Annotated in this window: 27 protein-coding genes and 1 riboswitch; of the genes, 23 read left to right on the forward strand and 4 right to left on the reverse strand. The window is 69.8% G+C overall.

The features are described 5' to 3' along the window. The 11 genes from lepB (AB0I77_RS36635) (at position 1) to AB0I77_RS36685 (ending at position 9,573) form a co-directional block, all read left to right on the forward strand. Positions 1-741 carry a signal peptidase I gene (gene lepB, locus AB0I77_RS36635; protein ID WP_363287101.1) on the forward strand — a complete coding sequence of 247 codons (741 nt, stop codon included), beginning with the start codon at positions 1-3 and terminating at the stop codon, positions 739-741. Beyond that, on the forward strand, positions 734-1,828 hold the full coding sequence (lepB, locus tag AB0I77_RS36640; protein WP_363287102.1) for a signal peptidase I: 1,095 nt from the start codon (positions 734-736) through the stop codon (positions 1,826-1,828). The genes lepB (AB0I77_RS36635) and lepB (AB0I77_RS36640) overlap by 8 nt, the downstream gene beginning before the upstream one ends. Continuing rightward, positions 1,716-2,714, forward strand: coding sequence for a signal peptidase I (lepB, locus tag AB0I77_RS36645; RefSeq protein WP_363287103.1), 999 nt, complete (start codon positions 1,716-1,718; stop codon positions 2,712-2,714). The genes lepB (AB0I77_RS36640) and lepB (AB0I77_RS36645) overlap by 113 nt, the downstream gene beginning before the upstream one ends. A 137-nt stretch (positions 2,715-2,851) precedes the next feature. Beyond that, the gene (lepB, locus tag AB0I77_RS36650; RefSeq protein ID WP_363287104.1) at positions 2,852-3,619 is read left to right on the forward strand and encodes a signal peptidase I; all 768 of its coding nucleotides are present in this window, start codon (positions 2,852-2,854) and stop codon (positions 3,617-3,619) included. Continuing rightward, on the forward strand, positions 3,609-4,142 hold the full coding sequence (locus AB0I77_RS36655; protein ID WP_363287105.1) for an NUDIX hydrolase: 534 nt from the start codon (positions 3,609-3,611) through the stop codon (positions 4,140-4,142). Before lepB (AB0I77_RS36650) ends, AB0I77_RS36655 begins: the two co-directional genes overlap by 11 nt. A 56-nt stretch (positions 4,143-4,198) precedes the next feature. After that, positions 4,199-4,507 carry a DUF2469 domain-containing protein gene (locus AB0I77_RS36660; RefSeq protein WP_194040121.1) on the forward strand — a complete coding sequence of 103 codons (309 nt, stop codon included), beginning with the start codon at positions 4,199-4,201 and terminating at the stop codon, positions 4,505-4,507. An 88-nt stretch (positions 4,508-4,595) separates the two neighbouring features. Beyond that, positions 4,596-4,958, forward strand: coding sequence for a YraN family protein (locus AB0I77_RS36665; protein WP_363287106.1), 363 nt, complete (start codon positions 4,596-4,598; stop codon positions 4,956-4,958). A 1-nt stretch (position 4,959) separates the two neighbouring features. Then, positions 4,960-6,585: a YifB family Mg chelatase-like AAA ATPase gene (locus tag AB0I77_RS36670; RefSeq protein WP_363287107.1), complete on the forward strand. Its 1,626-nt coding sequence runs from the start codon at positions 4,960-4,962 to the stop codon at positions 6,583-6,585. Between the two features lie 38 nt (positions 6,586-6,623). Continuing rightward, the gene (dprA, locus tag AB0I77_RS36675; protein ID WP_363287108.1) at positions 6,624-7,784 is read left to right on the forward strand and encodes a DNA-processing protein DprA; all 1,161 of its coding nucleotides are present in this window, start codon (positions 6,624-6,626) and stop codon (positions 7,782-7,784) included. Between the two features lie 271 nt (positions 7,785-8,055). Next, a complete protein-coding gene (whiG, locus tag AB0I77_RS36680; protein WP_363287109.1) occupies positions 8,056-8,898 on the forward strand; it encodes an RNA polymerase sigma factor WhiG in 843 nt (280 codons plus the stop codon). A 117-nt stretch (positions 8,899-9,015) separates the two neighbouring features. Beyond that, positions 9,016-9,573: a helix-turn-helix domain-containing protein gene (locus AB0I77_RS36685; protein ID WP_363287128.1), complete on the forward strand. Its 558-nt coding sequence runs from the start codon at positions 9,016-9,018 to the stop codon at positions 9,571-9,573. A gap of 218 nt (positions 9,574-9,791) precedes the next feature. Here the strand turns inward: AB0I77_RS36685 and AB0I77_RS36690 are convergent, their stop codons facing one another. Next, positions 9,792-10,376, reverse strand: a complete 585-nt coding sequence (locus AB0I77_RS36690) for a M23 family metallopeptidase (protein WP_363287110.1) — start codon at positions 10,374-10,376, stop codon at positions 9,792-9,794. 272 nt (positions 10,377-10,648) lie between these two features. On the opposite strand from AB0I77_RS36690, the gene rpsB reads away from it, so the two are divergent. The 6 genes from rpsB (at position 10,649) to AB0I77_RS36720 (ending at position 16,222) form a co-directional block, all read left to right on the forward strand. Then, on the forward strand, positions 10,649-11,620 hold the full coding sequence (rpsB, locus tag AB0I77_RS36695; protein ID WP_363287111.1) for a 30S ribosomal protein S2: 972 nt from the start codon (positions 10,649-10,651) through the stop codon (positions 11,618-11,620). A 95-nt stretch (positions 11,621-11,715) separates the two neighbouring features. After that, positions 11,716-12,552 carry a translation elongation factor Ts gene (gene tsf, locus AB0I77_RS36700; protein WP_363287112.1) on the forward strand — a complete coding sequence of 279 codons (837 nt, stop codon included), beginning with the start codon at positions 11,716-11,718 and terminating at the stop codon, positions 12,550-12,552. A 210-nt stretch (positions 12,553-12,762) separates the two neighbouring features. Next, a complete protein-coding gene (gene pyrH / locus AB0I77_RS36705) occupies positions 12,763-13,521 on the forward strand; it encodes a UMP kinase (protein ID WP_363287113.1) in 759 nt (252 codons plus the stop codon). Positions 13,522-13,651: 130 nt separating this feature from the next. After that, positions 13,652-14,209 carry a ribosome recycling factor gene (gene frr / locus AB0I77_RS36710; RefSeq protein ID WP_363287114.1) on the forward strand — a complete coding sequence of 186 codons (558 nt, stop codon included), beginning with the start codon at positions 13,652-13,654 and terminating at the stop codon, positions 14,207-14,209. Continuing rightward, on the forward strand, positions 14,209-15,456 hold the full coding sequence (locus AB0I77_RS36715; protein ID WP_363287115.1) for a phosphatidate cytidylyltransferase: 1,248 nt from the start codon (positions 14,209-14,211) through the stop codon (positions 15,454-15,456). The genes frr and AB0I77_RS36715 overlap by 1 nt, the downstream gene beginning before the upstream one ends. Before the next feature lie 316 nt (positions 15,457-15,772). Continuing rightward, positions 15,773-16,222 carry an SRPBCC family protein gene (locus AB0I77_RS36720; RefSeq protein ID WP_363287116.1) on the forward strand — a complete coding sequence of 150 codons (450 nt, stop codon included), beginning with the start codon at positions 15,773-15,775 and terminating at the stop codon, positions 16,220-16,222. 99 nt (positions 16,223-16,321) lie between these two features. Here the strand turns inward: AB0I77_RS36720 and AB0I77_RS36725 are convergent, their stop codons facing one another. Next, positions 16,322-16,729 carry a RidA family protein gene (locus AB0I77_RS36725; RefSeq protein ID WP_363287117.1) on the reverse strand — a complete coding sequence of 136 codons (408 nt, stop codon included), beginning with the start codon at positions 16,727-16,729 and terminating at the stop codon, positions 16,322-16,324. 109 nt (positions 16,730-16,838) lie between these two features. On the opposite strand from AB0I77_RS36725, the gene AB0I77_RS36730 reads away from it, so the two are divergent. The 6 genes from AB0I77_RS36730 to AB0I77_RS36755 all read left to right on the forward strand — a co-directional run bounded on the left by AB0I77_RS36730 (position 16,839) and on the right by AB0I77_RS36755 (position 23,226). Continuing rightward, positions 16,839-17,219 carry a helix-turn-helix domain-containing protein gene (locus AB0I77_RS36730; RefSeq protein ID WP_363287118.1) on the forward strand — a complete coding sequence of 127 codons (381 nt, stop codon included), beginning with the start codon at positions 16,839-16,841 and terminating at the stop codon, positions 17,217-17,219. Between the two features lie 83 nt (positions 17,220-17,302). Continuing rightward, positions 17,303-18,409: a 23S rRNA (adenine(2503)-C(2))-methyltransferase RlmN gene (gene rlmN / locus AB0I77_RS36735; protein WP_363287119.1), complete on the forward strand. Its 1,107-nt coding sequence runs from the start codon at positions 17,303-17,305 to the stop codon at positions 18,407-18,409. Between the two features lie 24 nt (positions 18,410-18,433). After that, a riboswitch (TPP riboswitch) is annotated at positions 18,434-18,539 on the forward strand. A gap of 77 nt (positions 18,540-18,616) precedes the next feature. Beyond that, the gene (locus AB0I77_RS36740; protein ID WP_363287120.1) at positions 18,617-19,696 is read left to right on the forward strand and encodes a thiamine ABC transporter substrate-binding protein; all 1,080 of its coding nucleotides are present in this window, start codon (positions 18,617-18,619) and stop codon (positions 19,694-19,696) included. Beyond that, positions 19,693-21,336 (forward strand): iron ABC transporter permease, encoded by a 1,644-nt coding sequence (locus AB0I77_RS36745; protein WP_363287121.1) that lies wholly within the window; start codon positions 19,693-19,695, stop codon positions 21,334-21,336. The genes AB0I77_RS36740 and AB0I77_RS36745 overlap by 4 nt, the downstream gene beginning before the upstream one ends. Beyond that, on the forward strand, positions 21,337-22,419 hold the full coding sequence (locus AB0I77_RS36750; RefSeq protein WP_363287122.1) for an ABC transporter ATP-binding protein: 1,083 nt from the start codon (positions 21,337-21,339) through the stop codon (positions 22,417-22,419). A gap of 9 nt (positions 22,420-22,428) precedes the next feature. After that, positions 22,429-23,226 (forward strand): maleylpyruvate isomerase family mycothiol-dependent enzyme, encoded by a 798-nt coding sequence (locus tag AB0I77_RS36755; RefSeq protein ID WP_363287123.1) that lies wholly within the window; start codon positions 22,429-22,431, stop codon positions 23,224-23,226. A 58-nt stretch (positions 23,227-23,284) separates the two neighbouring features. Here AB0I77_RS36755 and AB0I77_RS36760 read toward each other — a convergent pair whose 3' ends face one another. Together AB0I77_RS36760 and AB0I77_RS36765 are read right to left on the reverse strand one after the other, a co-directional pair. Further along, complete coding sequence (locus tag AB0I77_RS36760) at positions 23,285-23,974, reverse strand: LAETG motif-containing sortase-dependent surface protein (protein WP_363287129.1); 690 nt, start codon at positions 23,972-23,974, stop codon at positions 23,285-23,287. A gap of 156 nt (positions 23,975-24,130) precedes the next feature. Continuing rightward, positions 24,131-25,252: an LOG family protein gene (locus AB0I77_RS36765; protein ID WP_363287124.1), complete on the reverse strand. Its 1,122-nt coding sequence runs from the start codon at positions 25,250-25,252 to the stop codon at positions 24,131-24,133. Between the last annotated feature and the right edge of the window lie 103 nt (positions 25,253-25,355).

A 25,355-nucleotide genomic window follows, 5' to 3' on the forward strand; every position in this document is an offset into this window, starting at 1 on the left:
ATGGACACCGAAGCACAGCCGACGGAGCGCGACCGCTCCTCCCGCCCTTCCGATGCCGAGGAGATCTCGGACACGGGGGGACCGGAGGGACGGTCGCGTTTCGCGTTGGTGTCGTGGGCCGCCGAATGGCTACCCGGCGGACGGATCACGCTGAGCCTGCTGTTCTGCTTGCTGTTTCTGCTGCTGCTCGGCAACTTCGTGTTGCAGCCGTTCCAGATTCCCAGCGGATCGATGGAGCGCGGATTGAGGATCGGGGACCGCGTTCTCGTAAATAAGTTGGCGTACCGTTTCGGTGCCGATCCGCGCCGCGGTGACGTGGTCGTGTTCGACGGAACGGGCTACTTCGGGGACGCCGACTACATCAAGCGCGTTGTCGGTGTGGGGGGAGACCACGTGGTCTGCTGTGACAAGGAGGGGAGGATCGAGGTGAACGGCCGGTCGGTCGACGAGTCGACGTTCCTGTACCCCGGCGACAGCCCGTCCACGGTTCCCTTCGACGTCCTCGTGCCCGCGGGCACCCTGTTCGTCCTCGGTGACCACCGGGGCGATTCCAGTGACTCCCGCGACCATCTGGGCTCCCCGGGCGGTGGCATGATTCCCGTCGGCGACGTCATCGGCCGGGCCGACTGGATCGTCTGGCCCGTCGGCCACTTCACCCGCCTGGACCGTCCCGGCGCCTACGCGCGCGTGCCCGCCGCGGAGGCGACCGAGCCGAGAAGAGCGGCGGGGGTCCATGGGTAACCGGGGCAAGCCGCGCGGTGTGGCCGGCAGCGCGGCCGACAATCTGCTGCCCACGGGGGCCCGGCGCGCTGCCGCGGGTCCGGCCGGTGGGCGCACCCGTGCCGAGCGGCGCAAGCTCCAGCGCAAGGTCAAGCGGCGCCGACGGCGCGGCGCGATCAAGGAGATACCGCTCCTCGTCGGCGTCGCGGTACTCATAGCTCTCGTTCTGAAGACCTTTCTCGTCCAGGCGTTCGTGATCCCGTCCGGCTCCATGGAGCAGACGATCCAGATCGGCGACCGGGTCCTGGTCGACAAGTTCACCCCGTGGTTCGGCTCGAAGCCGCAGCGCGGGGACGTCGTCGTCTTCAAGGACCCCGGCGGCTGGCTCCAGGACGAGCAGACCACCACGAAGAAGGACGACCCCATCGTGGTCAAGCAGGTCAAGGAGGGGCTCACCTTCATCGGCCTGCTGCCGTCCGACGACGACAAGGACCTCATCAAGCGGGTCGTCGGCGTCGGCGGCGACCGGGTCAAGTGCTGTGACACGCAAGGGCGAGTCACCGTCAACGGCGTTCCCCTGAACGAGGACTATCTGTATCCCGGAAACGCCCCGTCCGCGACGAAATTCGACATCACCGTCCCGAAGGGGCGGTTGTGGGTGATGGGCGACCACCGGGACAACTCCGCGGATTCCCGCGCCCATCAGGACACCGACTACGGCGGCACGGTCTCCGAGAATTCCGTGGTGGGGCGGGCCATGGTCATCGCCTGGCCCTTCGGCCACTGGAGCTCGCTGAAGGAGCCGAAAACCTACGCTTCCGTGTCCGACTCGGCACCCGGGGCGACCGCGGCTGCTCCGCCGTCGCTTAGTGTTGCTTCCGACGGTCCGAACGGAACGAGCCAACTCCCGACCCCTGCGGAACTCCCGCTCGTTATGGGAGTGGTGGGCCTGCGCCGCAGATGGGGCAGGCAGCGGCACAGAGTAAGGAGTTGGCGTGGGGGATGTGGCGGTTGGCGCACGGTCCGGACACGACGGCGAGGAGCACCGCGGACACCCCGTGGGAGCTGCCGTCCCGGCCGCGGACAGCGCCGTGACCTCCGGGAGTGACTCCGGAGCAAGCGAGGGCGGCACAGTGACCGGCGAGGAGCCCAGGACAGACGGACCTGACGGACCCGACGACCAGGGACCGGGCGGCTCGGCGCCGCAGCCGAAGAAGCCGCGCTCCTTCTGGAAGGAGCTGCCCATCCTGATCGGCATCGCGCTCGTGCTCGCGCTGCTGATCAAGACGTTCCTGGTGCAGGCGTTCTCGATCCCCTCGGACTCGATGCAGAACACCCTCCAGCAGGGCGACCGGGTTCTCGTCGACAAGCTCACGCCCTGGTTCGGTTCCGAGCCCGAGCGCGGCGAGGTCGTCGTCTTCCACGACCCGGACAACTGGCTCGCGGGCGAGCCGACGGCCGACCCGAACGCGGTGCAGACGTTCCTCAGCTGGATCGGCCTGATGCCGTCCGCCGAGGAGAAGGACCTCATCAAGCGGGTCATCGGCGTCGGCGGCGACACCGTCTCCTGCAAGGGCACCGGCCCGCTGAAGGTCAACGGCAAGGCGCTGAACGAGCCGTACGTCTACCCCGGCAACACCCCGTGCAGCGTCGACGACCAGGGCGGCCAGTTCACGGTGAAGGTCCCCAAGGGCTCCATCTGGGTGATGGGCGACCACCGGCAGAACTCGCGCGACTCGCGCTACAACCAGTCCGACGAGCACAAGGGCATGGTCCCGGTGAACGACGTCGTCGGCCGCGCCGTCGTCAAGGCCTGGCCGATCAACCGCTGGGACACCCTGCCGATCCCGGACACCTTCGACCAGCCCGGCCTGAACGATCAGTCGTCGGCGTCCGCCGCCCTGACGGTAGCGCCGAACGGGCTCGCGCTCGTCGGTGTCGTGCCGATCGCGCTGTGGCGTCGCAGGAGGATCGCCCCCGTCGAGACCCGCTGAGCGGAGTCTCGGCCGCCCGGCGCGTGCGCGACTTTCCCCTCGTACCGTCAAGGCTCGTTAAACCCTCGTGCCGCTGGTGACCTTGGCCGGGCGGGAAGGGCTGACCGGGTCGGGTCCGCCGGGTAGGGTGCGGATCCATGGGTGGCGAGAGCATGACGCGTACGGCCCCGCGCAGCGGTGGCGCAGGCACAGGCCCGGTGGGCAGCCGGACCGGACAGCGACTGTCCGGGCTGGCCGTCGCACTGGGCATTGTGCTGTTCCTCGGAGGATTCGGCTGGGGAGCGGTGACCTACCGGCCGTACACCGTGCCGACCAGCTCGATGACGCCCACGATCGACGCAGGTGACCGGGTCCTGGCGGAACGCGTGGACGGCGACGAGGTGCGCCGCGGTGATGTCGTCGTCTTCAAGGACACCGCCTGGGTGACCAACGCCCCCGTGGTCAAGCGTGTGGTCGCCGTCGGCGGCGACACGGTCGCCTGCTGCACCGACGGCAAGCTGACGGTCAACGGCAAGCAGATCGAGGAACCGTATCTGCCCAAGGGCAGCGTGGCCGAGATCACCGATTTCCCGACCGTGACGGTGCCGAAGGGCCGGCTCTTCCTGCTCGGTGACGAGCGCGAGGGCTCCCTGGACTCCACGGCCCACATCACGGACGCGGCCGGCGGTACGGTGGCGATCGGCGCGGTGACGGCCCGCGTGGATGCCGTCGTCTGGCCCATGGACGGCATGCTGAAGCGGCCGACCGGTTTCGAGACGCTCGGCGCGCTCTCCTCGCCGGGCCCGCTCCGTACGATCGGGGTGCTGATCGTCGCCGGCGGGGTGCTCGTCCTCGGCGGTGGGGCGTACGGTCCGATCGCCAAACGGAGGGGCGGCAGGCGGACGGAGCCCGCGGGTGCCCACTGAGGCGACGGACGCCGGCCCGGACGCGTATGGCGGCGGGCTGCGCAGGGTCGCCCGGGTGGTGCTGCTCGACCCGCGTGATCGCATCCTCCTGCTGCACGGCCACGAGCCGGACGATCCGGCCGACGACTGGTGGTTCACGCCCGGCGGCGGCCTGGAGGGCGACGAGACACGTGAGGACGCCGCGCTGAGGGAACTCGCGGAGGAGACCGGTATCACCGAGGTCGAGCTCGGCCCGGTGCTGTGGCGGCGGAGGTGCTCGTTCCCGTTCGCGGGCCGCCGCTGGGACCAGGACGAGTGGTACTACCTGGCCCGGACCAGCCGTACGATCCGGACGCAGCTCGAGGCCATGGGCCTGACCGACCTGGAGCGGCGCAGTGTCGCCGGAGCGCGCTGGTGGACGTGTCAGGAACTGACCCGGTCACATGAGACGGTGTATCCGACCAGACTCGCCGAGCTGCTGCGCAGGCTGCTCGACGAAGGTCCCCCGGCCGGGCCCGTGACCCTTGACACCGAAATCGTCTAGGGGCTCGCGGGACTGGCGCACAATGGTGGGATCGCACGGCTGAAGGGGAACATGCCATGAGCGCCGAGGACCTCGAAAAGTACGAGACCGAGATGGAGCTGAAGCTCTACCGGGAGTACCGCGATGTCGTCGGTCTGTTCAAATATGTGATCGAGACCGAACGGCGCTTCTACCTCACCAATGACTACGAGATGCAGGTGCACTCGGTCCAGGGTGAGGTGTTCTTCGAGGTATCCATGGCAGATGCCTGGGTGTGGGACATGTACCGGCCGGCTCGCTTCGTGAAGCAGGTCCGGGTTCTCACGTTCAAGGACGTGAACATTGAGGAGCTCAACAAGAACGACCTGGAGCTGCCGAGTGGGTGACGGAGATATCCACAACCGCTGAGTAGTCCACCAAGATCCACTTCTTGGGGTCGGATGCGTGACGGTTGGCGCCGGAGGTGGTGCCGACATGAACGCACGAAGCGCACTCGGCAAGTACGGCGAGACCCTGGCCGCGCGGCGGCTGGTCGAGGCCGGGATGACGGTCCTGGAGCGCAATTGGCGCTGTGGCAGGACGGGTGAGATCGACATCGTCGCCAGCGAAGGCGACGTCCTGGTCGTCTGCGAGGTGAAGACCCGCAGGGCGGGGGCGTTCGGGCATCCCATGGCCGCGGTGACCCCGGAGAAGGCCGAGCGCCTGCGCGGCCTCGCCGAACGCTGGATCCACGCCCACGGAGGCGCACCGCCGGGAGGCGTTCGCATCGACCTGGTGGGTGTCGTCCTGCCCGCGCGTGGCGCGCCCGTCGTCGAGCATGTGCGGGGGGTGGCCTGAGATGGGGTTCGCACGTACGTGCGCGGTGGCGCTCGTGGGCGTCGAGGGCGTGGTGGTCGAGGTCCAGGCCGACCTCGAACCGGGGGTCGCGGCGTTCACGCTGGTGGGGCTGCCGGACAAGAGCCTGACGGAGAGCCGGGACCGGGTGCGGGCGGCGGTGGTGAATTCCGGCGCGGAGTGGCCGCAGAAAAAGCTGACGGTGGGGCTCAGTCCGGCGTCGGTGCCCAAGGCGGGCAGCGGCTTCGACCTGGCCGTCGCCTGCGCGGTCCTCGGCGCGGCCGAGCGGATCGATCCCCGGGTGCTCGCCGACATCGTGATGATCGGGGAGCTGGGCCTCGACGGTCGGGTACGGCCCGTTCGGGGCATCCTCCCGGCGGTGCTGGCAGCGGCGGACGCCGGCTACGAACAGGTCGTCGTACCCGAGTGCGCCGCCGCCGAGGCCGCCTTGGTCCCGGGGGTGTCCGTACTGGGCGTGCGCAGTCTGCGCCAGCTGATCGCGGTCCTCGCGGACGAGCCCGTGCCCGAGGAGGAGCCGGACGAGGTGGGCCGCCCCGACCCGCTGCTCGCCGGACTGCGGGTGCCGGGTACGGGCGCTGCCACGGGGATGCACAGTCTGGGCGCCGCCCAACTCGACCAGGGCCGAGATCTGGCCGACGTCGTGGGCCAGATCTCGGCGCGCACGGCCGTGGAGGTCGCCGCGGCGGGCGGGCACCACTTGTTCCTTGAGGGACCGCCGGGCGCCGGCAAAACGATGTTGGCCGAGCGTCTGCCCGCCATCCTGCCCCGGCTCGGTCGGCAGGAGTCGCTGGAGGTCACCGCCGTGCACTCGGTGGCGGGCCTGCTGCCTCCGGGCAAGCCCCTGATCGACATCGCGCCCTACTGCGCCCCGCACCACTCGGCGACGATGCAGGCGCTGGTCGGGGGCGGCCCCGGCATCGCACGGCCCGGGGCGGTCTCGCTCTCGCATCGAGGCATTCTGTTTCTGGATGAAACGCCGGAATTCAACAGCCAGGCCCTGGACGCCCTCCGGCAGCCCCTGGAGGCGGGGCACGTCGTGATCGCGCGCAGTGCGGGCGTCGTGCGTTTCCCGGCGAAGTTCCAGATGGTGCTCGCGGCCAACCCCTGCCCGTGCGGTCGCTTCTCCCAGACGGACGACCTGTGCGAGTGTCCGCCCTCCTCGATCCGGCGCTACCAGGCCCGGCTGTCCGGCCCGCTGCTCGACCGGGTGGACCTCCGGGTGGAGGTGGACCGCGTCACCCGCGCCCAGCTGACCGAGCGCGGCGCCCGCGGCGAGTCCACGGCGACGGTGGCCGACCGGGTCCGGGCGGCCAGGGAACGAGCGGCGGCCCGCCTGTCCGGCACCCCCTGGCGCACCAACAGCGAAGTCCCAGGACGTGAGCTGCGCAGCAGCTGGCATGCGGTGTCCGGCGCCATGAACGAAGCGGAGCGGAGCCTGGAGCGGGGCGTACTGACCGCTCGCGGACTCGACCGTGTGCTGCGGGTGGCCTGGACCGTCGCGGACCTCGTGGGCCACGACCGCCCCGACGCGACGGACGTCGCCCTGGCGCTGCAACTGCGCACCGGAGTGCCACGAGGCGTGCCCATGGCCATCGGGGCGCTGACGTGAACGCCGGCGATGATGCCCATGGCCATCGGAGCGCTGACATGAACGCCGGCGACGATCCGGACGGCGAACTGCTCGCCCGGGTCTTCCTCACCCGTGTCATCGAGCCAGGCGACGAGGTCGCCGGGCGGTGGGTGCGGGAGTGCGGCGCGCGTGCGGTGGTGCGGCGGTTGCGGGAGGGCGGGGAGCCGATGCCGGGGGTGAGCGGCAAGCGGTGGGCGGGGTTGCTGGCCCGGGCCGGGCAGGCCGAGCCCGGCCGGGACCTCGCCCTCGCGCGGGAGGCCGGTGTGCGGTTCGTGGGCCCCGGGGACGTCGAGTGGCCCAGGCAGCTCGACGACCTGGGGGACGCGCGCCCCCTCGGGCTGTGGGTGCGCGGCCGGCCCAGCCTGCGGATGTGGGCGCTCAGGTCGGTGGCGATCGTGGGCGCCCGCGCCTGCACCGAGTACGGCGCCCATATGGCGGCCACCCTCGCCGCGGGTCTCGCCGAGCGTGGCTGGGTCGTGGTGTCCGGCGGGGCCTACGGGGTCGACGGTGCCGCCCACCGCGGCGCCCTGGGCTCCGGCGGCGCCACCGTCGCCGTCCTCGCCTGCGGCGTCGACCGGCCCTACCCGCGCGGACACACACAGCTGATCACCAGGATCGCGGAACAGGGGCTGGTGATCGGGGAGTTGCCGCCCGGTGATCATCCGACACCCAGCAGATTCGTGCAGCGGAACCGGGTGATCGCCGCGCTCACCCGGGGCACCGTGGTCGTCGAGGCCGCCTATCGGAGCGGTTCGCTGGTCACGGCGCGGGCGGCACAGCGGCTGGGCCGCCACGCCATGGGCGTGCCCGGGCCGGCCACCAGCGGCCTCTCGGCGGGCGTGCACGAGTTCCTGCGCGGGGACGCCGTGCTGGTCACGGATGCCGCGGAAGTCGTCGAGCTGGTCGGCGACATGGGCGAGCTGGCCCCGGACCGGCGCGGGCCTGTGCTGCCCCGCGATCTGCTGGACGCGTCGGCCCGGCGGGTCCTGGCCGCGCTGCCCGGCCGCCGCGCGGCGAGTCCGGACGAGATCGCGCGCGGTGCGCAGACGAGCCAGGACGACGCGATCGCGAGACTGTACGAACTCCGAGCACTTGGTTACGTCGAACGACACAGCGACGGCTGGAAGTTGACACGCCAGGCGATGATCTCCGTACAAGGTGGTCGGCATGGCTGTTGACGGAGCGTGTTCGGCCGTCCGGGGGAACGCTGACGCCCTTGGAAATCCCCGCAGTTGGCGTGGTTCCATGATCACGCAGAGCGACGCTCATGACACGGGGGAGCGTCCAGCGGAACGTATCTGCGTACGGTCCGCGGCACGCCCCTCGCGCACCGCGACACTTCAGTCACGCTACGCTCACGAGGATTCCGACGCAGACAGGCAACTCGGCATCAGACCGACAGCTCGCTCAGGCGGCACCACTTCACAGCAGAACGGCACAAGGCGACGAATGCCCCAGCACACCTCCGGGTCCGACCGGGCGGCGATCCCTCCAGCCGCCCGCGAGGGTGGCAGCGTGCGGCCGCCCGCTCCCTCGACGCTCGACGAGCTGTGGCGGTCGTACAAGGCGACGGGAGACGAGCGGCTGCGTGAGCAGCTGATCCTGCACTACTCGCCGCTCGTGAAGTACGTGGCGGGGCGGGTGAGTGTGGGCCTGCCGCCCAATGTGGAGCAGGCGGACTTCGTCTCCTCGGGTGTCTTCGGGCTCATCGACGCGATCGAGAAGTTCGACATCGACCGGGAGATCAAGTTCGAGACGTACGCGATCACCCGGATCCGGGGCGCGATGATCGACGAGTTGCGGGCGCTGGACTGGATTCCGCGGTCGGTGCGGCAGAAGGCGCGGAACGTCGAGCGGGCGTACGCGACGCTGGAGGCGCGGCTCAGGCGTACCCCTTCGGAGGGGGAGGTGGCCGCCGAGATGGGGATCGCCATCGACGACCTCCACGCGGTGTTCAGCCAGTTGTCGCTGGCGAACGTGGTGGCCCTGGAGGAGTTGCTGCATGTCGGCGGCGAGGGCGGTGACCGGCTGAGCCTCATGGACACGCTGGAGGACACCGCCGCGGACAATCCCGTCGAGGTGGCCGAGGACCGGGAGCTGCGGCGGTATCTGGCGCGGGCGATCAACACGCTGCCCGAGCGGGAGAAGACCGTGGTGACGCTGTACTACTACGAGGGGCTCACGCTCGCTGAGATCGGGAACGTGCTGGGGGTGACCGAGAGCCGGGTGAGCCAGATCCACACCAAGTCCGTGCTCCAGCTGCGGGCGAAGTTGGCGAGTTTCGGTCGGTGACCTGGCCGGATCGGCATGGGTCGGGTGTCGGCGGGGATGTCGGTCGGGTGGGGTGACTCCCCACGGGGGTGGTCCGTCCGTAAAGTGGTTGATGTGCCAAGGATTCGAGCGGCCTCCGTGGCCGAGCACCGGTCGATGCAGCGAGCCGCCCTGCTGGACGCGGCTCGTTCCCTGCTGTCCGAGGGCGGGACGGAGGCGCTGACCTTCCCCGCTCTCGCCGAGCGGACAGGGCTTGCCCGGTCGTCCGTGTACGAGTACTTCCGGTCGCGGGCCGCCGTGGTCGAGGAGCTGTGCGCGGTCGACTTTCCCCTCTGGGCCGCGGAGGTTGCGGCGGCGATGGAGCAGGCGGGAACGCCCGAGGGCAAGGTCGAGGCGTATGTGCGGCAGCAGTTGGCGCTGGTCGGGGACCGTCGGCACCGTGCGGTGGTCGCGATCTCGGCGAGCGAGCTCGATGCGGGGGCTCGGGAGAAGATCCGGGCCGCGCACGGCGGGCTCGTGGCGATGATCGTCGAGGCGCTGGCGGAGATGGGGCACGAGCAGCCACGGATGGCGGCGATGCTGCTTCAGGGGGTTGTGGACGCGGCCGTACGGAGGATCGAGCTAGGGGCGGCGGAGGAGTCTTCGGTGATCACGGAGGCGGCGGTTGGTATGGCTTTGCGGGGGGTTGGCGGCTGATGACGGGTGAGGCTGGGGTGGGTCTCCGGTGCCTGTGAAGGCAGCGGCGGTCCTGGTGCCGGCAGCGGCGGTGGGGGCCTGCGGGTCTCGGCGGGTGAGGCTGCGGGTGGGTCTCCGGTGTCTGTGAGGGCAGTGGTGCTCCGAGTGCTGGCAGCGGGTCTGTGGGGTCTCGGTGGCTGATGTCGAGTGGGGTCATGGGGGTGGTGGGTCTGAGGTGTCTAGGTGGGCAGTGGTACTCCGAGTACCGGCAGCAGTCGTGAAGGTCCCCGGTGCAATAGCCATGGCGGCAGCAGAGACAGGGGGTCCAGGTAGGCGTCGTCTCTCAGCAGGCCCCAGTGGACGCATGTCACCGTGCAGTGGGAGCCCGTCGGTTCCACGGTGCCCACTACTTGGCCCGCCGCCACCTCCTCGCCCTTCTGCACGGAGGCCCGCACCGGTTCGTACGTCGTCCGCAGGGGTGTGGCACCCGTGCCTGTGAGCTCCACTGAGACGACCCCCCTTCCCGCCACCCGCCCCGCGAAGGACACCCGGCCCGCCGCCACCGCCCGTACCGGTGTCCCGGCAGCGGCCGCCAGGTCCACGCCCCGGTGGCCGCGGCCGTACACCGTCGCCGGAGGCTCCCATCCCCGCAGCACCGCCGGACGGGTACCGACGGGCCAGGAGCTGCCGATGGCCGGTACCGGCGCGTCCGTGCCCGCCGGCGCCAGCGCGATCGGCTCGCCGTTCGGCCGGACCGCGTAGGTCAGCAGCGCCACCGCCAGCACCAACCCCGGCCACATCCGTGCATATCGCTTCGCTCGCATGCGAGAACCGTCCCGCATCCGGTGCGATCACGGCCGGGACCTGTGGACAACTCCCCGGTTGTGGACAGCGGCGTCACCCGCTGCCTCGCGGGTCCCGTACACTTCTTTTGGCGATCCGGGTCACCGGGTCGACTTCGCACGCCCCGACACGAGGCCGGTTCACCGGCCCGTGTCAGCGCCTCTCGGTCCTTTGCGGCAAGGCGCACGTGGGCGTCAGGCGCGGGCGCCGTCCGGCACCCGCGGCACAACCGAGAACACCGAGGAGAACGGCCATGGCCGTCGTCACGATGCGGGAGCTGCTGGAAAGCGGCGTCCACTTCGGTCACCAGACCCGTCGTTGGAACCCGAAGATGAAGCGCTTCATCTTCACGGAGCGCAACGGCATCTACATCATCGACCTGCTCCAGTCGCTGTCGTACATCGACCGCGCCTACGAGTTCGTCAAGGAGACCGTCGCCCACGGCGGCACGGTCATGTTCGTCGGCACGAAGAAGCAGGCGCAGGAGGCCATCGCCGAGCAGGCCACCCGCGTCGGCATGCCCTACGTCAACCAGCGCTGGCTGGGCGGCATGCTCACCAACTTCTCGACCGTCTACAAGCGTCTGCAGCGCCTCAAGGAGCTCGAGCAGATCGACTTCGAGGACGTCGCCGCGTCCGGTCTGACCAAGAAGGAGCTTCTCGTGCTCTCGCGCGAGAAGGCCAAGCTGGAGAAGACCCTCGGCGGTATCCGCGAGATGTCCAAGGTGCCCAGCGCCGTCTGGATCGTGGACACCAAGAAGGAGCACATCGCGGTCGGTGAGGCCCGGAAGCTCAACATTCCGGTCGTCGCCATCCTCGACACCAACTGCGACCCCGACGAGGTCGACTACAAGATCCCGGGCAACGACGACGCGATCCGCTCCGTCACGCTGCTCACCCGTGTGATCGCCGACGCGGTCGCCGAGGGCCTCATCTCCCGTTCCGGTGTCGCCACCGAGGGCAAGGGCGACAAGGCCGCGGGCGAACCGCTGGCCGCGTGGGAGCGCGACCTGCTCGAGGGCGAGAAGAAGGCGGACTCCGAGGAGGCCGCTGAGGCTCCGGCCGCAGCCGAGGCCGAGAAGCCGGCCGAGGCCGCTGTCGAGGCCCCTGCCGCTGAGGCTCCGGCCGCCGAGGCCCCCGCTGCCGCTGAAGCGCCCGCCGAGGCTCCCGCTGCTGCCGAGGCTCCCGCCGCTGAGGCTCCGGCCGCGGACGCCGAGCAGGCCTGACCCCTTACCCCTTCGGGTCGCGAACGGCGGGGGCCCACCAAGCCCCCGCCGTTCAGCCCGTAGATCTTCAGACTTCGAAAGAGATTCCAGGAATCATGGCGAACTACACCGCCGCCGACGTCAAGAAGCTCCGCGAGCTCACCGGCGCCGGCATGATGGACTGCAAGAAGGCGCTGGACGAGGCCGATGGCAACGTCGAAAAGGCTGTCGAAGCGCTCCGTATCAAGGGCCAGAAGGGCGTCGCCAAGCGCGAGGGCCGCTCCGCCGAGAACGGCGCTGTGGTCTCCGTCATCGCCGACGACAACTCCTCCGGTGTCCTCGTCGAGCTGAAGTGCGAGACGGACTTCGTCGCCAAGGGTGACAAGTTCCAGGCTGTCGCGGGCGCGATCGCCGAGCACGTCGCCAAGACCTCCCCGGCCGACCTGGAGGCCCTGCTCGCCTCCGAGATCGAGGCCGGCAAGACCGTCCAGGCGTTCGTGGACGAGGCCAACGCCACCCTGGGCGAGAAGATCGTCCTGGATCGCTTCGCGGTGTTCTCGGACGGCTACGTGACGGCGTACATGCACCGCACGATGCCTGACCTGCCGCCGCAGATCGGTGTCCTCGTCGAGCTCGACAAGCCCAACGCCGAGATCGCCAAGGGCGTCGCGCAGCACATCGCCGCCTTCGCGCCGAAGTACCTCTCCAAGGAGGACGTGCCGGCCGAGATCGTCGAGGCCGAGCGCCGTGTCGCCGAGGAGACCACGCGCGCCGAGGGCAAGCCCGAGGCCGCCCTGCCGAAGATCGTCGAGGGGCGCGTCAACGGCTTCTTCAAGGACGCCACGCTGCTCGGCCAGCCGTACGCGCTGGACAACAAGAAGTCGGTCCAGAAGGTTCTGGACGAGGCCGGTGTGACCCTGAAGCGCTTCACGCGCATCAAGGTCGGCATCTGAGTCCGTACCGCGATCGACGCGCGATCCCCGGCGGATTCCCGCTAGGGTCGACAGCAGTCGTCCGTTTCGTCGGCGGATGCCGCCACGCACACGCGCGTAGCGGACGACAGCAGATCTGACGAGGAGGCCATTGCCGCGCATGGGATGCGAACGACACCCCATCGGCAGTGGCCTTCTTCGCATGTGCACCACGTGAAAGAGGCGGGATCCATGACCACCAAGGCCCAGAAGAGCGACGACGGCAAAGTACGCGGACGGTTTCTGCTGAAGCTGTCGGGAGAGGCCTTCGCCGGTGGCGGGGGCCTGGGTGTCGACCCCGACGTGGTGCACAAGATGGCCCGCGAGATCGCGGCCGTTGTGCGCGACGGCGCGGAGATCGCCGTTGTCATCGGTGGCGGCAACTTCTTCCGCGGTGCCGAGCTCCAGCAGCGCGGCATGGACCGGGCCCGCTCGGACTACATGGGCATGCTCGGCACGGTCATGAACTGCCTCGCCCTCCAGGACTTCCTGGAGAAGGAGGGCATCCAGTCCCGGGTGCAGACCGCCATCACCATGGGACAGGTCGCCGAGCCGTACATCCCGCTGCGCGCCGTGCGCCACCTGGAGAAGGGCCGCGTGGTCATCTTCGGCGCCGGTATGGGCATGCCGTACTTCTCCACCGACACCACCGCCGCGCAGCGCGCCCTGGAGATCGACGCCGAGGCGCTGCTGATGGGCAAGAACGGCGTCGACGGGGTCTACGACTCCGACCCGAAGACCAACCCGGACGCCGTCAAGTTCGACTCCCTGAGCTACGGCGAGGTCATCACGCGCGACCTGAAGGTCGCCGACGCCACCGCCGTCACGCTGTGCCGTGACAACAAGCTCCCGATCCTGGTCTTCGAGCTTCTGGCAGAGGGCAATATCGCGCGCGCCGTGAAGGGTGAGAAGATCGGCACGCTTGTGGGTGAGCAAGGCAGCCAGGGCTGATGAGCCTGACCGGGGGATGGACAATGTCCTGCCGGTCGGGAAACGTGCAGAAAGAAGACGCGACGCAGCCGGCCGCCGCCCCCACCAAGGAACCGCAGCCGGGCCTACTCAAGACACGCAGGAGCAAGTGGTGATCGAAGAGACCCTCCTCGAAGCCGAGGAGAAGATGGAGAAGGCCGTCGTGGTCGCCAAGGAGGACTTCGCCGCGATCCGCACCGGCCGTGCGCACCCGGCGATGTTCAACAAGATCGTGGCCGACTACTACGGCGCGCCGACGCCGATCAACCAGCTGGCTTCGTTCTCCGTGCCGGAGCCGCGCATGGCGGTCGTGACCCCGTTCGACAAGAGCGCGCTGCGCAACATCGAGCAGGCGATCCGCGACTCCGATCTGGGCGTCAACCCGAGCAACGACGGCAACATCATCCGAGTGGTGTTCCCCGAGCTGACCGAGGAGCGCCGCAGGGACTACATCAAGGTCGCCCGGAGCAAGGCCGAGGACTCCAAGATCTCGATCCGCGCCGTCCGCCGCAAGGCCAAGGACGCCATCGACAAGATGATCAAGGACGGCGAGGTCGGCGAGGACGAGGGCCGCCGCGCGGAGAAGGAGCTCGACGACACCACCGCGAAGTACGTCGCCCAGGTGGACGAACTCCTCAAGCACAAGGAAGCGGAGCTGCTCGAGGTCTGATGAACGACTCTTCCTGGAGGGCGCCGTCACAAGCCGGGTACTGGGGGCCGTCCGACCAGGGGCCTGTCCAGGGGGCTGCCCCGGCGGGTCCCACGTACGATGCGCATGACGCGCAGCACACTCGCCCCATGCCCATCGTGCCCGAGGTGCCCGCGCATGGCGGAGACCAGGATGACGACCGGGGGGCCGCTCGGGTGAGCGGCCCCTTGTTCCGCGACGAGACGCCGCAGACTCAGCCGTACGACACCCAGCGCACTCCGCCGCACGACCCGTACGCCCAGCACAACAACCCGCACAACTCGTACGACCCGCCGCAGGCCCCGTCCTACGGCCCTGACGACTTGCGGCAGGCGCAGCCGCCCTATCAGGCGCCGCCGCAGAATCCGGAGCCCATGTCCGACGCCTCGCAGCCGGCACCCGCGCCGCAGAAGAAGAGCGCGGGCCGGGACCTGAGTGCGGCCATAGGGGTCGGTGTCGGGCTCGGTGCGGTGATCGTCGTGTCGCTGTTCTTCGTCAAGGCCATGTTCATCGGCGTCATAGCGGTCGCCGTCGTGGTGGGCCTGTGGGAGCTGACCCGGCGGCTGGACGAGCGCAAGGGCATCAAGGCGCCGCTGGTGCCGCTGGCGCTCGGCGGTGCGGCGATGGTCGTGGCCGGTTATGTCCGGGGTGCCGAGGGCGCGTGGGTCGCCATGGCGCTCACCGCGTTGGCCGTGCTCGTCTGGCGCATGACGGAGCCGCCGGAGGGCTATCTCAGGGACGTCACGGCGGGTGTTTTCGCGGCCTTCTACGTCCCGTTCCTGGCCACGTTCGTCGCCATGATGCTCGCGGCCGACGACGGAGCGCGCCGTGTCCTGACGTTCCTGCTGCTGACCGTCGTCAGCGACACCGGCGCGTACGCCGTCGGCTGGCGCTTCGGCAAGCACAAGCTCGCTCCGCGCATCAGTCCCGGCAAGACCCGTGAGGGCCTGCTCGGAGCGGTCACCTTCGCGATGGTGGCGGGCGCGCTGTGCATGGAGTTCCTGATCGACGACGGCACCTGGTGGCAGGGGCTGCTGCTGGGCTTCGCGGTCGCGGCCACCGCCACGCTGGGCGACCTCGGCGAGTCGATGATCAAGCGGGACCTGGGCATCAAGGACATGGGCACGCTGCTGCCGGGGCACGGCGGCATCATGGATCGCTTGGACTCGTTGTTGCCGACGGCGCCGGTGGTGTGGTTGCTGTTTGTCGTCTTCGTGGGGTCTGGCTGAGTGGGGCACGGCGCCGCGCCGTGGTGGCGGCGAATCGATACAGCATGGGTCGATCGATACAGCATGGGTCGGCTGGATGCGTTGCCGCCGACGGGGCCGGTGGTGTGTGGCTGCTGAGTCGGTGAACGTTGTCGCGTCCGGCTGATTGATCTCGGTCTCGTCGTTTGGAGCCCCTGCCGAGGCGGGGGCTCCTTGCATCAGCGGGCGAAGGCGCGGGCGATGGCCTTGCGGGCGGCCGAGTGGGACGATTCCGGTGTAAGCCCCCAAAGGGGGCCAACCGGGCTCTCGAAGGGGGTCGCCCTGGAAGGAGGGCGCGATGTCCGCCATCCGAGAAGTGATCGACGTCGACCGCAGCCCCGACGAGGTTTACGCGTATGTCACGGACCCCTCTCACCTGACGGAATGGCAGCTGAGCGCGGTGCGCGCGGACCGGCTCGACGAGGGGCCGCTGCACACCGGCTCCCGGGTCCGGGTCACCCGGCGCATCGGCAGCCGCGAGAGGCTGATGACCGTGGAGTTCACCGAGCACACCCCGCCGCACAGCTGGGGGCTGCACGGTGTCGACGGTCCCGTCAGGCCGCGCGTCCACGGCGAGATCGAGCCGCTCGACGAGGGGCGGCGCTCCCGCGTGACGCTGGAGATCGACTTCGAAGGGCACGGCCTCGGCAAGGTCCTCGTCCCCCTCGTCGTCCGCCCGCAGCTCCGCAAGGAGCTGCCGCGCGACGAGCAGCTGCTCAAGGAGCGGCTGGAGCAGCGGACCGCTTAGTACTCCAGCGGTAGAACGCCTCACGAGCGGGGCGACCGGGTCCCGCTCATGGGGGCGCGTCCGGGGGAGGACGCGTCCGGGAGGCGCCGGAAGATCACCTCAGTCGAGGACCGCGGTGGCTTCGATCTCGACCAGGTGGTCGGGGACGTCCAGTGCCGCGACGCCTATCAGTGTGGCCGGCGGAACCGGGGTGACTCCCAGCTTCGCGGCGGCCCGGGCGATGCCCTCCAGGAGCGTGGGCATCTTGTCGGGGGTCCAGCCGACGACGTAGACGGTCAGCTTCGCCACGTCGTCGAAGGAGCCGCCGGCCTCGGCCAGGGCGGTGCCGATGTTGAGGTAGCACTGCTCGACCTGAGCGGCGAGGTCACCTTCGCCTACCGTGACCCCTTGGGCATCCCAGGCGACCTGTCCGGCGATGAAGACGAGCTTCGATCCGGATGCGATCGCCACCTGCCGGTAGACATCGATTTCGGGCAATCCGCTGGGGTTCACCAGGGTGAGGGCCATGCTGTCCGCCTCCTTGTCGTGAGCACTCGCTCTCTTGTGGTTACTCGGAAACCGTAGGAGAGTAAGCGCTGACGTGGAAGAACGCACTTTTCAGTGACTGGGGAACCTGATGGTGACCAAGCAGTACAGCGGCTCACCCGAGGACGCGGATCTGAGTCGCGCGGACTCCTTGGCACGGGAGATCTTCTCCGACGTCGCCAACAAGTGGGCGCTCCTGATCATCGAGACTCTCGGTGAACGCACGCTGCGCTTCAGTGAGTTGCGCAACGAGATCGAGGGCATCAGCCACAAGATGCTCACCCAGAACCTGCGCATGCTGGAGCGCAACGGCTTGGTCGAGCGCACCGTGCACCCCACGGTGCCGCCCCGGGTCGAGTACATCCTCACCGAGCCGGGCCAGGGCCTGCGCGCAACGGTCGATGGAATGTGCGACTGGACCCATACCTACCTCGGTCACATAGAGGCTGCCCGCCGCCGCTTCGAGGCCTGACGCCGACAGCACGCTCCTGCGTGGATGCACGGACAGGCTCGGCCCGCAGGGCACACCGAGCGATCTGCGACACTGGGAGGGTTATGCCTGCACCCGGAGAACTCACTTTCGTCGCCCCCCGCGGAGCCAAGAAGCCGCCGCGGCACCTTGCCGATCTCACCCCCGGTGAGCGCAAGGACACCGTCGCCGCGATCGGCGAGAAGCCGTTTCGCGCCAAGCAGCTGTCGCAGCACTACTTCGCGCGGTACGCGCATGATCCGGAGCAGTGGACCGACATCCCGGCCGGCTCGCGGCAGAAGCTTCAGGAGGCGCTGCTTCCCGAGCTGATGACCGTCGTGCGGCATCTGTCGACCGACGCGGACACCACACGCAAGACGCTGTGGCGGTTGTTCGACGGGACGCTCGTCGAGTCGGTGCTCATGCGCTACCCGGACCGGGTGACCATGTGCATCAGCTCCCAGGCGGGATGCGGGATGAACTGCCCGTTCTGTGCCACCGGCCAGGCGGGCCTGGACAGGAACCTGTCCACCGCCGAGATCGTGCACCAGATCGTGGACGGTATGCGGGCCCTGAGGGACGGCGAGATTCCCGGCGGTCCGGCGCGGCTGAGCAATATCGTCTTCATGGGCATGGGCGAGCCCCTCGCCAACTACAACCGGGTCGTCGGTGCCATCCGGCGGCTCACCGACCCCGAGCCCGACGGACTGGGGCTCTCGCAGCGCGGGATCACCGTCTCGACGGTCGGACTCGTCCCGGCGATCAACCGCTTCACCGACGAGGGCTTCAAGTGCCGGCTCGCCATCTCGCTGCACGCCCCCGACGACGAGCTGCGCGACACCCTCGTCCCCGTGAACACGCGGTGGAAGGTGCGCGAGGTCCTGGACGCGGGCTTCGCGTACACGGAGCGGTCCGGGCGCCGGCTGTCCATCGAGTACGCGCTGATCCGGGACATCAACGACCAGGCATGGCGGGGCGACCGGCTCGGGCGGCTGCTCAGGGGCAAGCCCGTGCACGTCAACCTGATCCCGCTGAACCCGACGCCGGGGTCGAAGTGGACCGCCTCCCGTCCCGAGGACGAGAAGGCGTTCGTCGAGGCCATCGCGGCCCATGGTGTGCCGGTCACGGTCCGGGACACCCGTGGACAGGAGATCGACGGGGCGTGCGGTCAGCTCGCCGCGACCGAGCGGTAGTGTGGCCCGCGTAAGTACATATTCATATTCCGACAGGGGAGCGCCACAGCGCTGAGAGTGCGGGACAGACCGCAGACCCTCTGAACCTTGCCCAGGTCATTCTGGGTAGGAAGTTCGGTCATCACTCAAGCTGTTGTGCCCTGCCCGGGAACCGTCTCAGGTCCCGGGCAGGGCAGCGTCTCTTCCTGGTCAGCCAGGAGGAAATCGGTGAGCACCACCAAGAAGCTCGCGGCCGTGGCCGTCGGCCTGGGCTGCGCTGTCACGCTGTCGGCGTGCGGATCGTCCGACAGCGGGAGCGGCGGCGGCTCCAAGACCGTGACCCTCGTCAGCCACGACTCGTGGGTCGTGTCGAAGAGCGTCCTCGCCGACTTCGAGAAGAAGTCCGGCTACAAGGTCAGGGTCCTCAAGGACGGCGACGCCGGGCAGGCAGTCAACAAGGCCATCCTCACCAAGGACAACCCGCAGGGCGACGTCTTCTTCGGCGTCGACAACACCCTGCTGTCACGGGCGCTCGACAACGGGCTGTTCCAGTCGTACGAGGCGAAGGGCTCCGACCAGGTCGAGCCGGAGTACCGCGTCGACGAGGACAAGCACCGGGTCACGCCCATCGACACCGGCGACATCTGCGTCAACTACGACAAGGCGTACTTCAGCAAGCACAAGCTGACCCCGCCGGCCTCCTTCGACGACCTGGTCAAGCCCGCGTACAAGAACCTCCTCGTCACCGAGAACGCCTCCACCTCCTCGCCCGGGCTCGGCTTCCTGCTCGGCACCGCGGCCAAGTACGGCGGCGACGGATGGTCGGACTACTGGACAAAGCTCAAGGCCAACGGCGTGAAGGTCGTCGACGGCTGGGAGCAGGCCTACAACGAGGAGTTCTCCGGCTCCTCCGCCGGCAAGAAGGCGGGCGCCGACCGGCCGCTCGTCGTCTCCTACGCCTCCTCGCCGCCCGCCGAGGTGATCTACGCCGACCCGAAGCCGACGACCGCGCCGACGGGCGTCGCCGCCGGCACCTGCTTCCGCCAGGTCGAGTACGCGGGCCTGCTGAGCAACGCCGCCAACGCCAAGGGCGGCAAGGAGTTCCTCGACTTCCTGCTCACCAAGGAGTTCCAGGAGGACATGCCGCTCAACATGTTCGTCTACCCGGTGCGGGAGGGCGCCCAGGTGCCGGCCGAGTTCGCGAAGTACGGGCCGCAGGCCAAGGATCCCGAGACCATGGACCCGGCCAGGATCGCCGACCACCGTGACCAGTGGGTCAAGTCGTGGACCTCGCTCGTACTGAAGTGACCCCGCGCTTCAAGGGGAACGCGGCGCGGCTCGGGCTCATCGCCGTGCCCGTCGCGTTCTTCGCGGTGTTCTTCGCCTACCCCGTCGCCGCGATCGTCGCGCGCGGTCTGAAGGTCGACGGGACCTGGCAGCTCGGGCGGATCGCGGACGTACTGACGCAGTCCGACATCCGGCACGTCCTGTGGTTCACCACCTGGCAGGCACTCGCCTCCACCGCGCTCACCCTGCTGGTCGCCCTGCCCGGCGCGTATGTCTTCGCCCGCTTCGCCTTCCCCGGCAAGCAGATCCTGCGGGCCGTCGTCACCGTGCCCTTCGTGCTGCCGACGGTCGTCGTCGGTACGGCGTTCCTGGCGCTCGTCGGCCGCGGCGGGCTTCTGGACGAGCTGTGGGGCGTACGGCTGGACACCACCGTGTGGGCGATCCTGCTCGCGCACGTCTTCTTCAACTACGCGGTGGTGATACGGACGGTCGGCGGGCTCTGGGCGCAGCTCGACCCGCGCCAGGAGGAGGCCGCGCGGATGCTCGGCGCGTCCGCATTGAAAGCCTGGCGGAAGGTCACCCTGCCAGCGCTCGGCCCCGCCGTGGCCGCCGCCGCGCTGATGGTCTTCCTGTTCACCTTCACGTCCTTCGGCGTGGTGCAGATCCTCGGCGGGCCGACCTTCTCGACCCTCGAAGTGGAGATCTACCGGCAGACCTCGGAGATCTTCGATCTGTCCACGGCCGCCGTGCTGACGCTGATCCAGTTCGTCGCGGTGGGCGCGGTCCTCGCCGTGCACGCGTGGACCGTACGGCGCCGGGAGACCGCCCTGAAGCTGGTGGACGCGTCCGCGACCGCGCGCCGGCCGCGCGGGGCCGGGCAGTGGGCGCTGCTGACCGGCGTCCTGGTCACCATCGCCGTACTCCTGCTGCTGCCGCTCGCCGTGCTGGTGCAGCGGTCCCTCGACGCGCCCGACTTCGCCTACTACCGGGCGCTGACCGGTGACGACAGCGGGATCTTCCTCGTCCCGCCGATCGAGGCGATCGGCAATTCACTGCAGTACGCCGCCACCGCCACCGCCATCGCCGTGGCGATCGGCGCTCTCGCCGCGGCCGCGCTGACGCGGCGGGACGCGGGCCGGTTCGTGCGCGGCTTCGACGCGCTGCTGATGCTGCCGCTGGGCGTGTCCGCGGTGACCGTCGGATTCGGCTTCCTGATCGCCCTCGACGAGCCGCCGCTCGACCTCAGGTCCTCCTGGATCCTGGTGCCGCTGGCCCAGGCGCTGGTCGGCGTCCCCTTCGTCGTCCGGACCATGCTGCCGGTGCTGCGGGCGGTGGACGTGCGGCTGCGGGAGGCGGCGGCGGTGCTCGGGGCGTCGCCGTGGCGGGTGTGGCGTGAGGTCGATCTGCCGATGGTGCGGCGGGCGTTGCTGGTGGCGGCGGGGTTCGCCTTCGCGGTGTCGCTCGGTGAGTTCGGGGCGACGGTGTTCATCGCGCGGCCGGACAATCCCACGCTGCCGGTCGCCGTGGCGCGGCTGCTCGGGCGGCCCGGTGCCCTCAACTACGGCCAGGCGATGGCCCTTTCGACGATTCTGATGGTGGTGTGCGCGGTGGCGCTCCTGGTGCTTGAGCGGCTGCGCACCGACCGGACCGGGGAGTTCTAGATGCTGCTGAGCCTTGAGGACGCGACCGTACGGTTCGGCGGGCGGAACGGGCGGAACGGGCGGAACGGGCGGAACGGGCGGGCCGGGCAGTCCGCGCTGGACGGGGTCGGCCTCGATGTCGCCGAGCACGAGATCGTGTGCGTGCTCGGGCCCAGCGGCAGCGGCAAGTCGACGCTGCTGCGGGCGGTGGCCGGACTCCAACCCCTCGATGGTGGACGGGTGTTGCTCGACGGGAGCGACCAGGCCGGCGTGCCCGCGCACAAGCGTGGGATCGGGCTGATGTTCCAGGACCATCAGCTCTTCCCGCAGCGGGACGTGGCCGGGAACGTCGCCTTTGGGCTGCGGATGCACGGCGCGTCGAAGGCACAACAGGACGAGCGGGTTCAGGAGTTGCTGGAGCTGGTCGGGCTTCCGGGCGCCGGGCGCCGGGCGGTCGCGGCGCTCTCCGGAGGTGAGCAGCAGCGGGTGGCGCTCGCCCGTGCCCTGGCTCCCCGTCCCCGGCTGCTGATGCTCGACGAGCCGCTCGGCCAGCTGGACCGCTCGCTGCGGGAGCGGCTCGTCGTCGAACTGCGGGAACTCTTCGGCCGGTTGGGCACCACCGTGCTCGCCGTGACGCACGACCAGGGCGAGGCCTTCGCGCTCGCCGACCGGGTCGTGGTGATGCGGGACGGGCGGATCGCCCAGTCCGGTACACCTCTTGAGGTCTGGCAGCGCCCGGCGGACGAGTTCGTGGCCCGCTTCCTCGGTTTCCAGAACGTGGCCGAGGGCACCGTCGCCGGGGAGGCCGCGGACACACCGTGGGGCAAGGTACCGGTCCCCGCCGGGGCTTCGCAGGGGGAGCGCTGCGTGCTGGTGCGGCCCGCCGGGGTACGGCTCGTGGCCGCGGACGAGGGGCTGCGCTGCGCGGTGACCGCGCGGACCTTCAAGGGCACCCATGTCGCCGTACACCTCCAGCCCCAGGACGGCGCACCGCGACTGGAGGCGGCGTGCGCGCTGCGGGACGCGCCGGAGGTCGGGGGCACGGTCGGGGTGACGTTCGACGGGGCGGAAATCGTCGTGCTCGGGGGATCGGAGGGCGCATAGGGTGCGGGCATGACACTGCTCTCCCATGACCGCTACTGCGAGGAAATCGATCATCAGGTCGGCTTGTTGAGGGCGGTCGTGACCTCCGGGGCGGACCTCTCCGCCACCGTGCCGACCTGCCCGGACTGGTCGCTGGAACAGCTCGTACGGCATACGGGCGGCGCTCTGCGCTGGGTGGAGCTGATCGTGCGGACGCGTGCCGAGGAGGACATCCCCGAGGAGCGGGTGCCGCTCGGCGACGGACCGGCGGCCCGGGGAGATGCCGCCGCGCTGGACGCCTGGCTCGCGGAGACCGGCGAGATGCTCGTAGGCACACTGCGGGAGGCCGGTCCGGACACGAAGGTGTGGGCCTGGGCCGGGATCCCCAGCGCCGGGTTCTGGGCCCGCCGGATGGCGCACGAGATCACGATCCACCGCGCCGACGCCACGCTCGCCGCCGGGCTGCCGTACGAGGTCGCTCCCGAGGTGGCCGCCGACGCGATCGACGAGTGGCTCCAGATCGTGGAGTTCGTGCAGCGGACCATGCCGCACGACGCGGCGACGGAGCTGCGCCGGCCCGGCCGCAGCATCCATCTGCACGCCACCGACACCACGCCCGAGGTGAACGCCGAGTGGGTCGTCGAGCTCACCGACGACGTCCTCCTCTGGCGGCGCGGTCACGAGAAGGCGACCGTCGCGCTCAGGGGGCCGCTCACCGCCGTACTGCTCGCCTTCTACCGCCGGCTGCCGCTGGACAGCCCGGAGTTGGAGGTGCTCGGCGAGCGCGAGCTGCTGGAGTTCTGGCTGGAGCGGGCGACCTTCGGGTGAACGAGCGGTGGCCCGCCCCCTTGTCGGGAACGGGCCACAGCGGTGTGCGGAGCGGGCGTCAGCGACCGCTCGCCCCACGACGGCGCAGGCCGAACCAGACGGCGCCGCCGCCCAGGACGACCAGGGCGGCCGCGATGCCGGCGATGATGCCGGTGTTCGAGTTGGCGCCGGTCTCGGCGAGGTTGGAGTCACCGGCCGCGGGCGACGGAGCGTTGCTCGTGGTGGCCGCGGGCGCGGTGCTCTCGCTGGTGGAGGGCGTCGGGGTCGGGGTGTCGGTGTCCTCGGCCGGCGTCGAGGCGGAGTCCGACGGCGTCGGTGTCGGCGTCGGAGTGGCCGGCGGCTCCTCGGTCGCGCAGGCCGTCGACGGTGTGGTCAGGTTCGGCTTGATGTCCTCGTCGACGAGGTTCGAGGCCTTGACGTGGACGCGGTAGACGGCGTTGGGCTGCCAGTCCTCGGCGAAGGTGATGGTGACACCCTCGCGCGAGCCCTTGACCACCTGCTGGCCGACCTTGCGCGCGTCGGCCCCGTTGTTCTCCAGGAACACGGAGACGGTCGCCGGCGTGCCAGAGGCGTCCACGTCGGTGACGGCGATGACACCCTTCGAGCCGTCACACTTCGCTTCGGCGGAGAACTCGTTGATGTTGCAGGCGAGCGCGTTGCCGGCGAGACCGAGCGTGAGCGCGGCCGAGGCGGAGGCGACACCGAGGATGCGCGCCGAACGTACGGCGGTTCGGCGCGATATGGACAGGACTGTCACGTTTGTCCTTCACGGGATGCGCAAATGCGGGGGGCTGAGTGGATGGTGATGTGGCATCACCATCCACTTGAGGCTCACAGGTCTATAAGCGCAGCATAAGAAGTGTCAACGCATACGAGGCCTACAGGCGTTGCCTTTGCCCTCTCATTAACCACCGAGACGTTTCAAAGCCTCGGGAGCCTCCTCGATCCGGTCGACCAGTGCGATTCGGGCTTCCATCGCGCGCTCCCGCGCGAGCGCCTGGAGCAGCGGCCAGGTGGGCAGCCGCTCCGTCCAGTGCGCACGGTCGACGAGCACCATCGGCGTGGGCTCGCCCCGTGACTCGTAGTAGTTGGGCGTCGCGTTGTCGAAGATCTCCTGTACGGTGCCGGCGGCGCCCGGCAGGAACACCACGCCCGCGGTGCAGCGGGCCAGCAGGCCGTCCTCGCGGGTGGCGTTGGCGAAGTACTTGGCGATGTGCGTGGCGAACGGGTTCGGCGGCTCGTGGCCGTAGAACCAGGTGGGGATGCCGATGGAGGGGCCGCCCTGCGGCCAGCGGGTGCGCACCTCGAAGGCGAGTGTCGCCCACTGGGTGATCGAGGGCGTGAACTTCGGTGCCTTGGCGAGGAGTTCGAGCGACTCGGCCAGCATCTCGTCGTTGAACGGGGCCGCGTACGCGCCGAGGTTCGCCGCCTCCATCGCGCCCGGGCCGCCGCCGGTGGCCACCGTGAGGCCGGCCCGGGCCAGTTCCCGGCCGAGGCGCGCGGCACCGGCGTACGCCTGCGTCCCGCGGGCCATCGCGTGGCCGCCCATCACGCCCACCACCCGGGCGCCGGAGAGGAGTTCGTCGAGGGCGTCCGAGACGGCGTCGTCGTGGATCGAGCGCAGCATCGAGGCGAAGACGTCGCCGTCGGCCTTGGTCTGCTGGAACCAGGTGTACGCGCGGGCGTCGGGCGTCGACTCGTAGCCGTCCGCCAGGGACGCGAAGAGTTCGTCGGGGGAGTAGAGCAGGCCCCGGTACGGGTCGAAGGGCAGGTCGGGGACGGGCGGGAAGACCATGGCGCCGTCCGCGCGGATCTTGGCGGCGGCGTCTTCGCGCATGGGGCAGCCGAGGAAGACGGCCCCCACGGTGTCCGTGCTGAGCAACTCCCGCGTGCGGTCCGTCAGATCGACGGCCTGGACGCGGAATCCGGCGAGTGTGCCGCGGGCCGAGACGGTCGCGTCGAACTCGTCGAGGCTCTCGATCTCACGGTCGTTGTGGTGGGCCGCATGGGCGGGCATCGTCTGCACCCGCCCATGCTAGGGCCTGTCGTTTGGATCAGGTCGCAGGAAATCGACAGCGCTGTTCAGTGCCGGTGAGCGGGGTCTGGTGCGTGCAGCTGCAAGGCGGAGG

The sequence above is a fragment of the Streptomyces sp. NPDC050619 genome (assembly GCF_040654815.1).
Classification (GTDB): Bacteria; Actinomycetota; Actinomycetes; order Streptomycetales; family Streptomycetaceae; genus Streptomyces.

What these genes read in the sequence shown, in the direction of transcription:
- lepB (WP_363287101.1), top strand. Translation starts at nt 1, where the DNA reads ATGGACACCGAAGCACAGCCGACGGAGCGCGACCGCTCCTCCCGCCCT.
- lepB (WP_363287102.1), top strand. Translation starts at nt 734, where the DNA reads ATGGGTAACCGGGGCAAGCCGCGCGGTGTGGCCGGCAGCGCGGCCGAC.
- lepB (WP_363287104.1), top strand. Translation starts at nt 2,852, where the DNA reads ATGGGTGGCGAGAGCATGACGCGTACGGCCCCGCGCAGCGGTGGCGCA.
- AB0I77_RS36660 (WP_194040121.1), top strand. Translation starts at nt 4,199, where the DNA reads ATGAGCGCCGAGGACCTCGAAAAGTACGAGACCGAGATGGAGCTGAAG.
- AB0I77_RS36665 (WP_363287106.1), top strand. Translation starts at nt 4,596, where the DNA reads ATGAACGCACGAAGCGCACTCGGCAAGTACGGCGAGACCCTGGCCGCG.
- AB0I77_RS36670 (WP_363287107.1), top strand. Translation starts at nt 4,960, where the DNA reads ATGGGGTTCGCACGTACGTGCGCGGTGGCGCTCGTGGGCGTCGAGGGC.
- dprA (WP_363287108.1), top strand. Translation starts at nt 6,624, where the DNA reads ATGAACGCCGGCGACGATCCGGACGGCGAACTGCTCGCCCGGGTCTTC.
- whiG (WP_363287109.1), top strand. Translation starts at nt 8,056, where the DNA reads ATGCCCCAGCACACCTCCGGGTCCGACCGGGCGGCGATCCCTCCAGCC.
- AB0I77_RS36690 (WP_363287110.1), bottom strand. Translation starts at nt 10,376, where the DNA reads ATGCGAGCGAAGCGATATGCACGGATGTGGCCGGGGTTGGTGCTGGCG.
- rpsB (WP_363287111.1), top strand. Translation starts at nt 10,649, where the DNA reads ATGGCCGTCGTCACGATGCGGGAGCTGCTGGAAAGCGGCGTCCACTTC.
- tsf (WP_363287112.1), top strand. Translation starts at nt 11,716, where the DNA reads ATGGCGAACTACACCGCCGCCGACGTCAAGAAGCTCCGCGAGCTCACC.
- pyrH (WP_363287113.1), top strand. Translation starts at nt 12,763, where the DNA reads ATGACCACCAAGGCCCAGAAGAGCGACGACGGCAAAGTACGCGGACGG.
- AB0I77_RS36715 (WP_363287115.1), top strand. Translation starts at nt 14,209, where the DNA reads ATGAACGACTCTTCCTGGAGGGCGCCGTCACAAGCCGGGTACTGGGGG.
- AB0I77_RS36720 (WP_363287116.1), top strand. Translation starts at nt 15,773, where the DNA reads ATGTCCGCCATCCGAGAAGTGATCGACGTCGACCGCAGCCCCGACGAG.
- AB0I77_RS36725 (WP_363287117.1), bottom strand. Translation starts at nt 16,729, where the DNA reads ATGGCCCTCACCCTGGTGAACCCCAGCGGATTGCCCGAAATCGATGTC.
- AB0I77_RS36730 (WP_363287118.1), top strand. Translation starts at nt 16,839, where the DNA reads ATGGTGACCAAGCAGTACAGCGGCTCACCCGAGGACGCGGATCTGAGT.
- rlmN (WP_363287119.1), top strand. Translation starts at nt 17,303, where the DNA reads ATGCCTGCACCCGGAGAACTCACTTTCGTCGCCCCCCGCGGAGCCAAG.
- AB0I77_RS36750 (WP_363287122.1), top strand. Translation starts at nt 21,337, where the DNA reads ATGCTGCTGAGCCTTGAGGACGCGACCGTACGGTTCGGCGGGCGGAAC.
- AB0I77_RS36755 (WP_363287123.1), top strand. Translation starts at nt 22,429, where the DNA reads ATGACACTGCTCTCCCATGACCGCTACTGCGAGGAAATCGATCATCAG.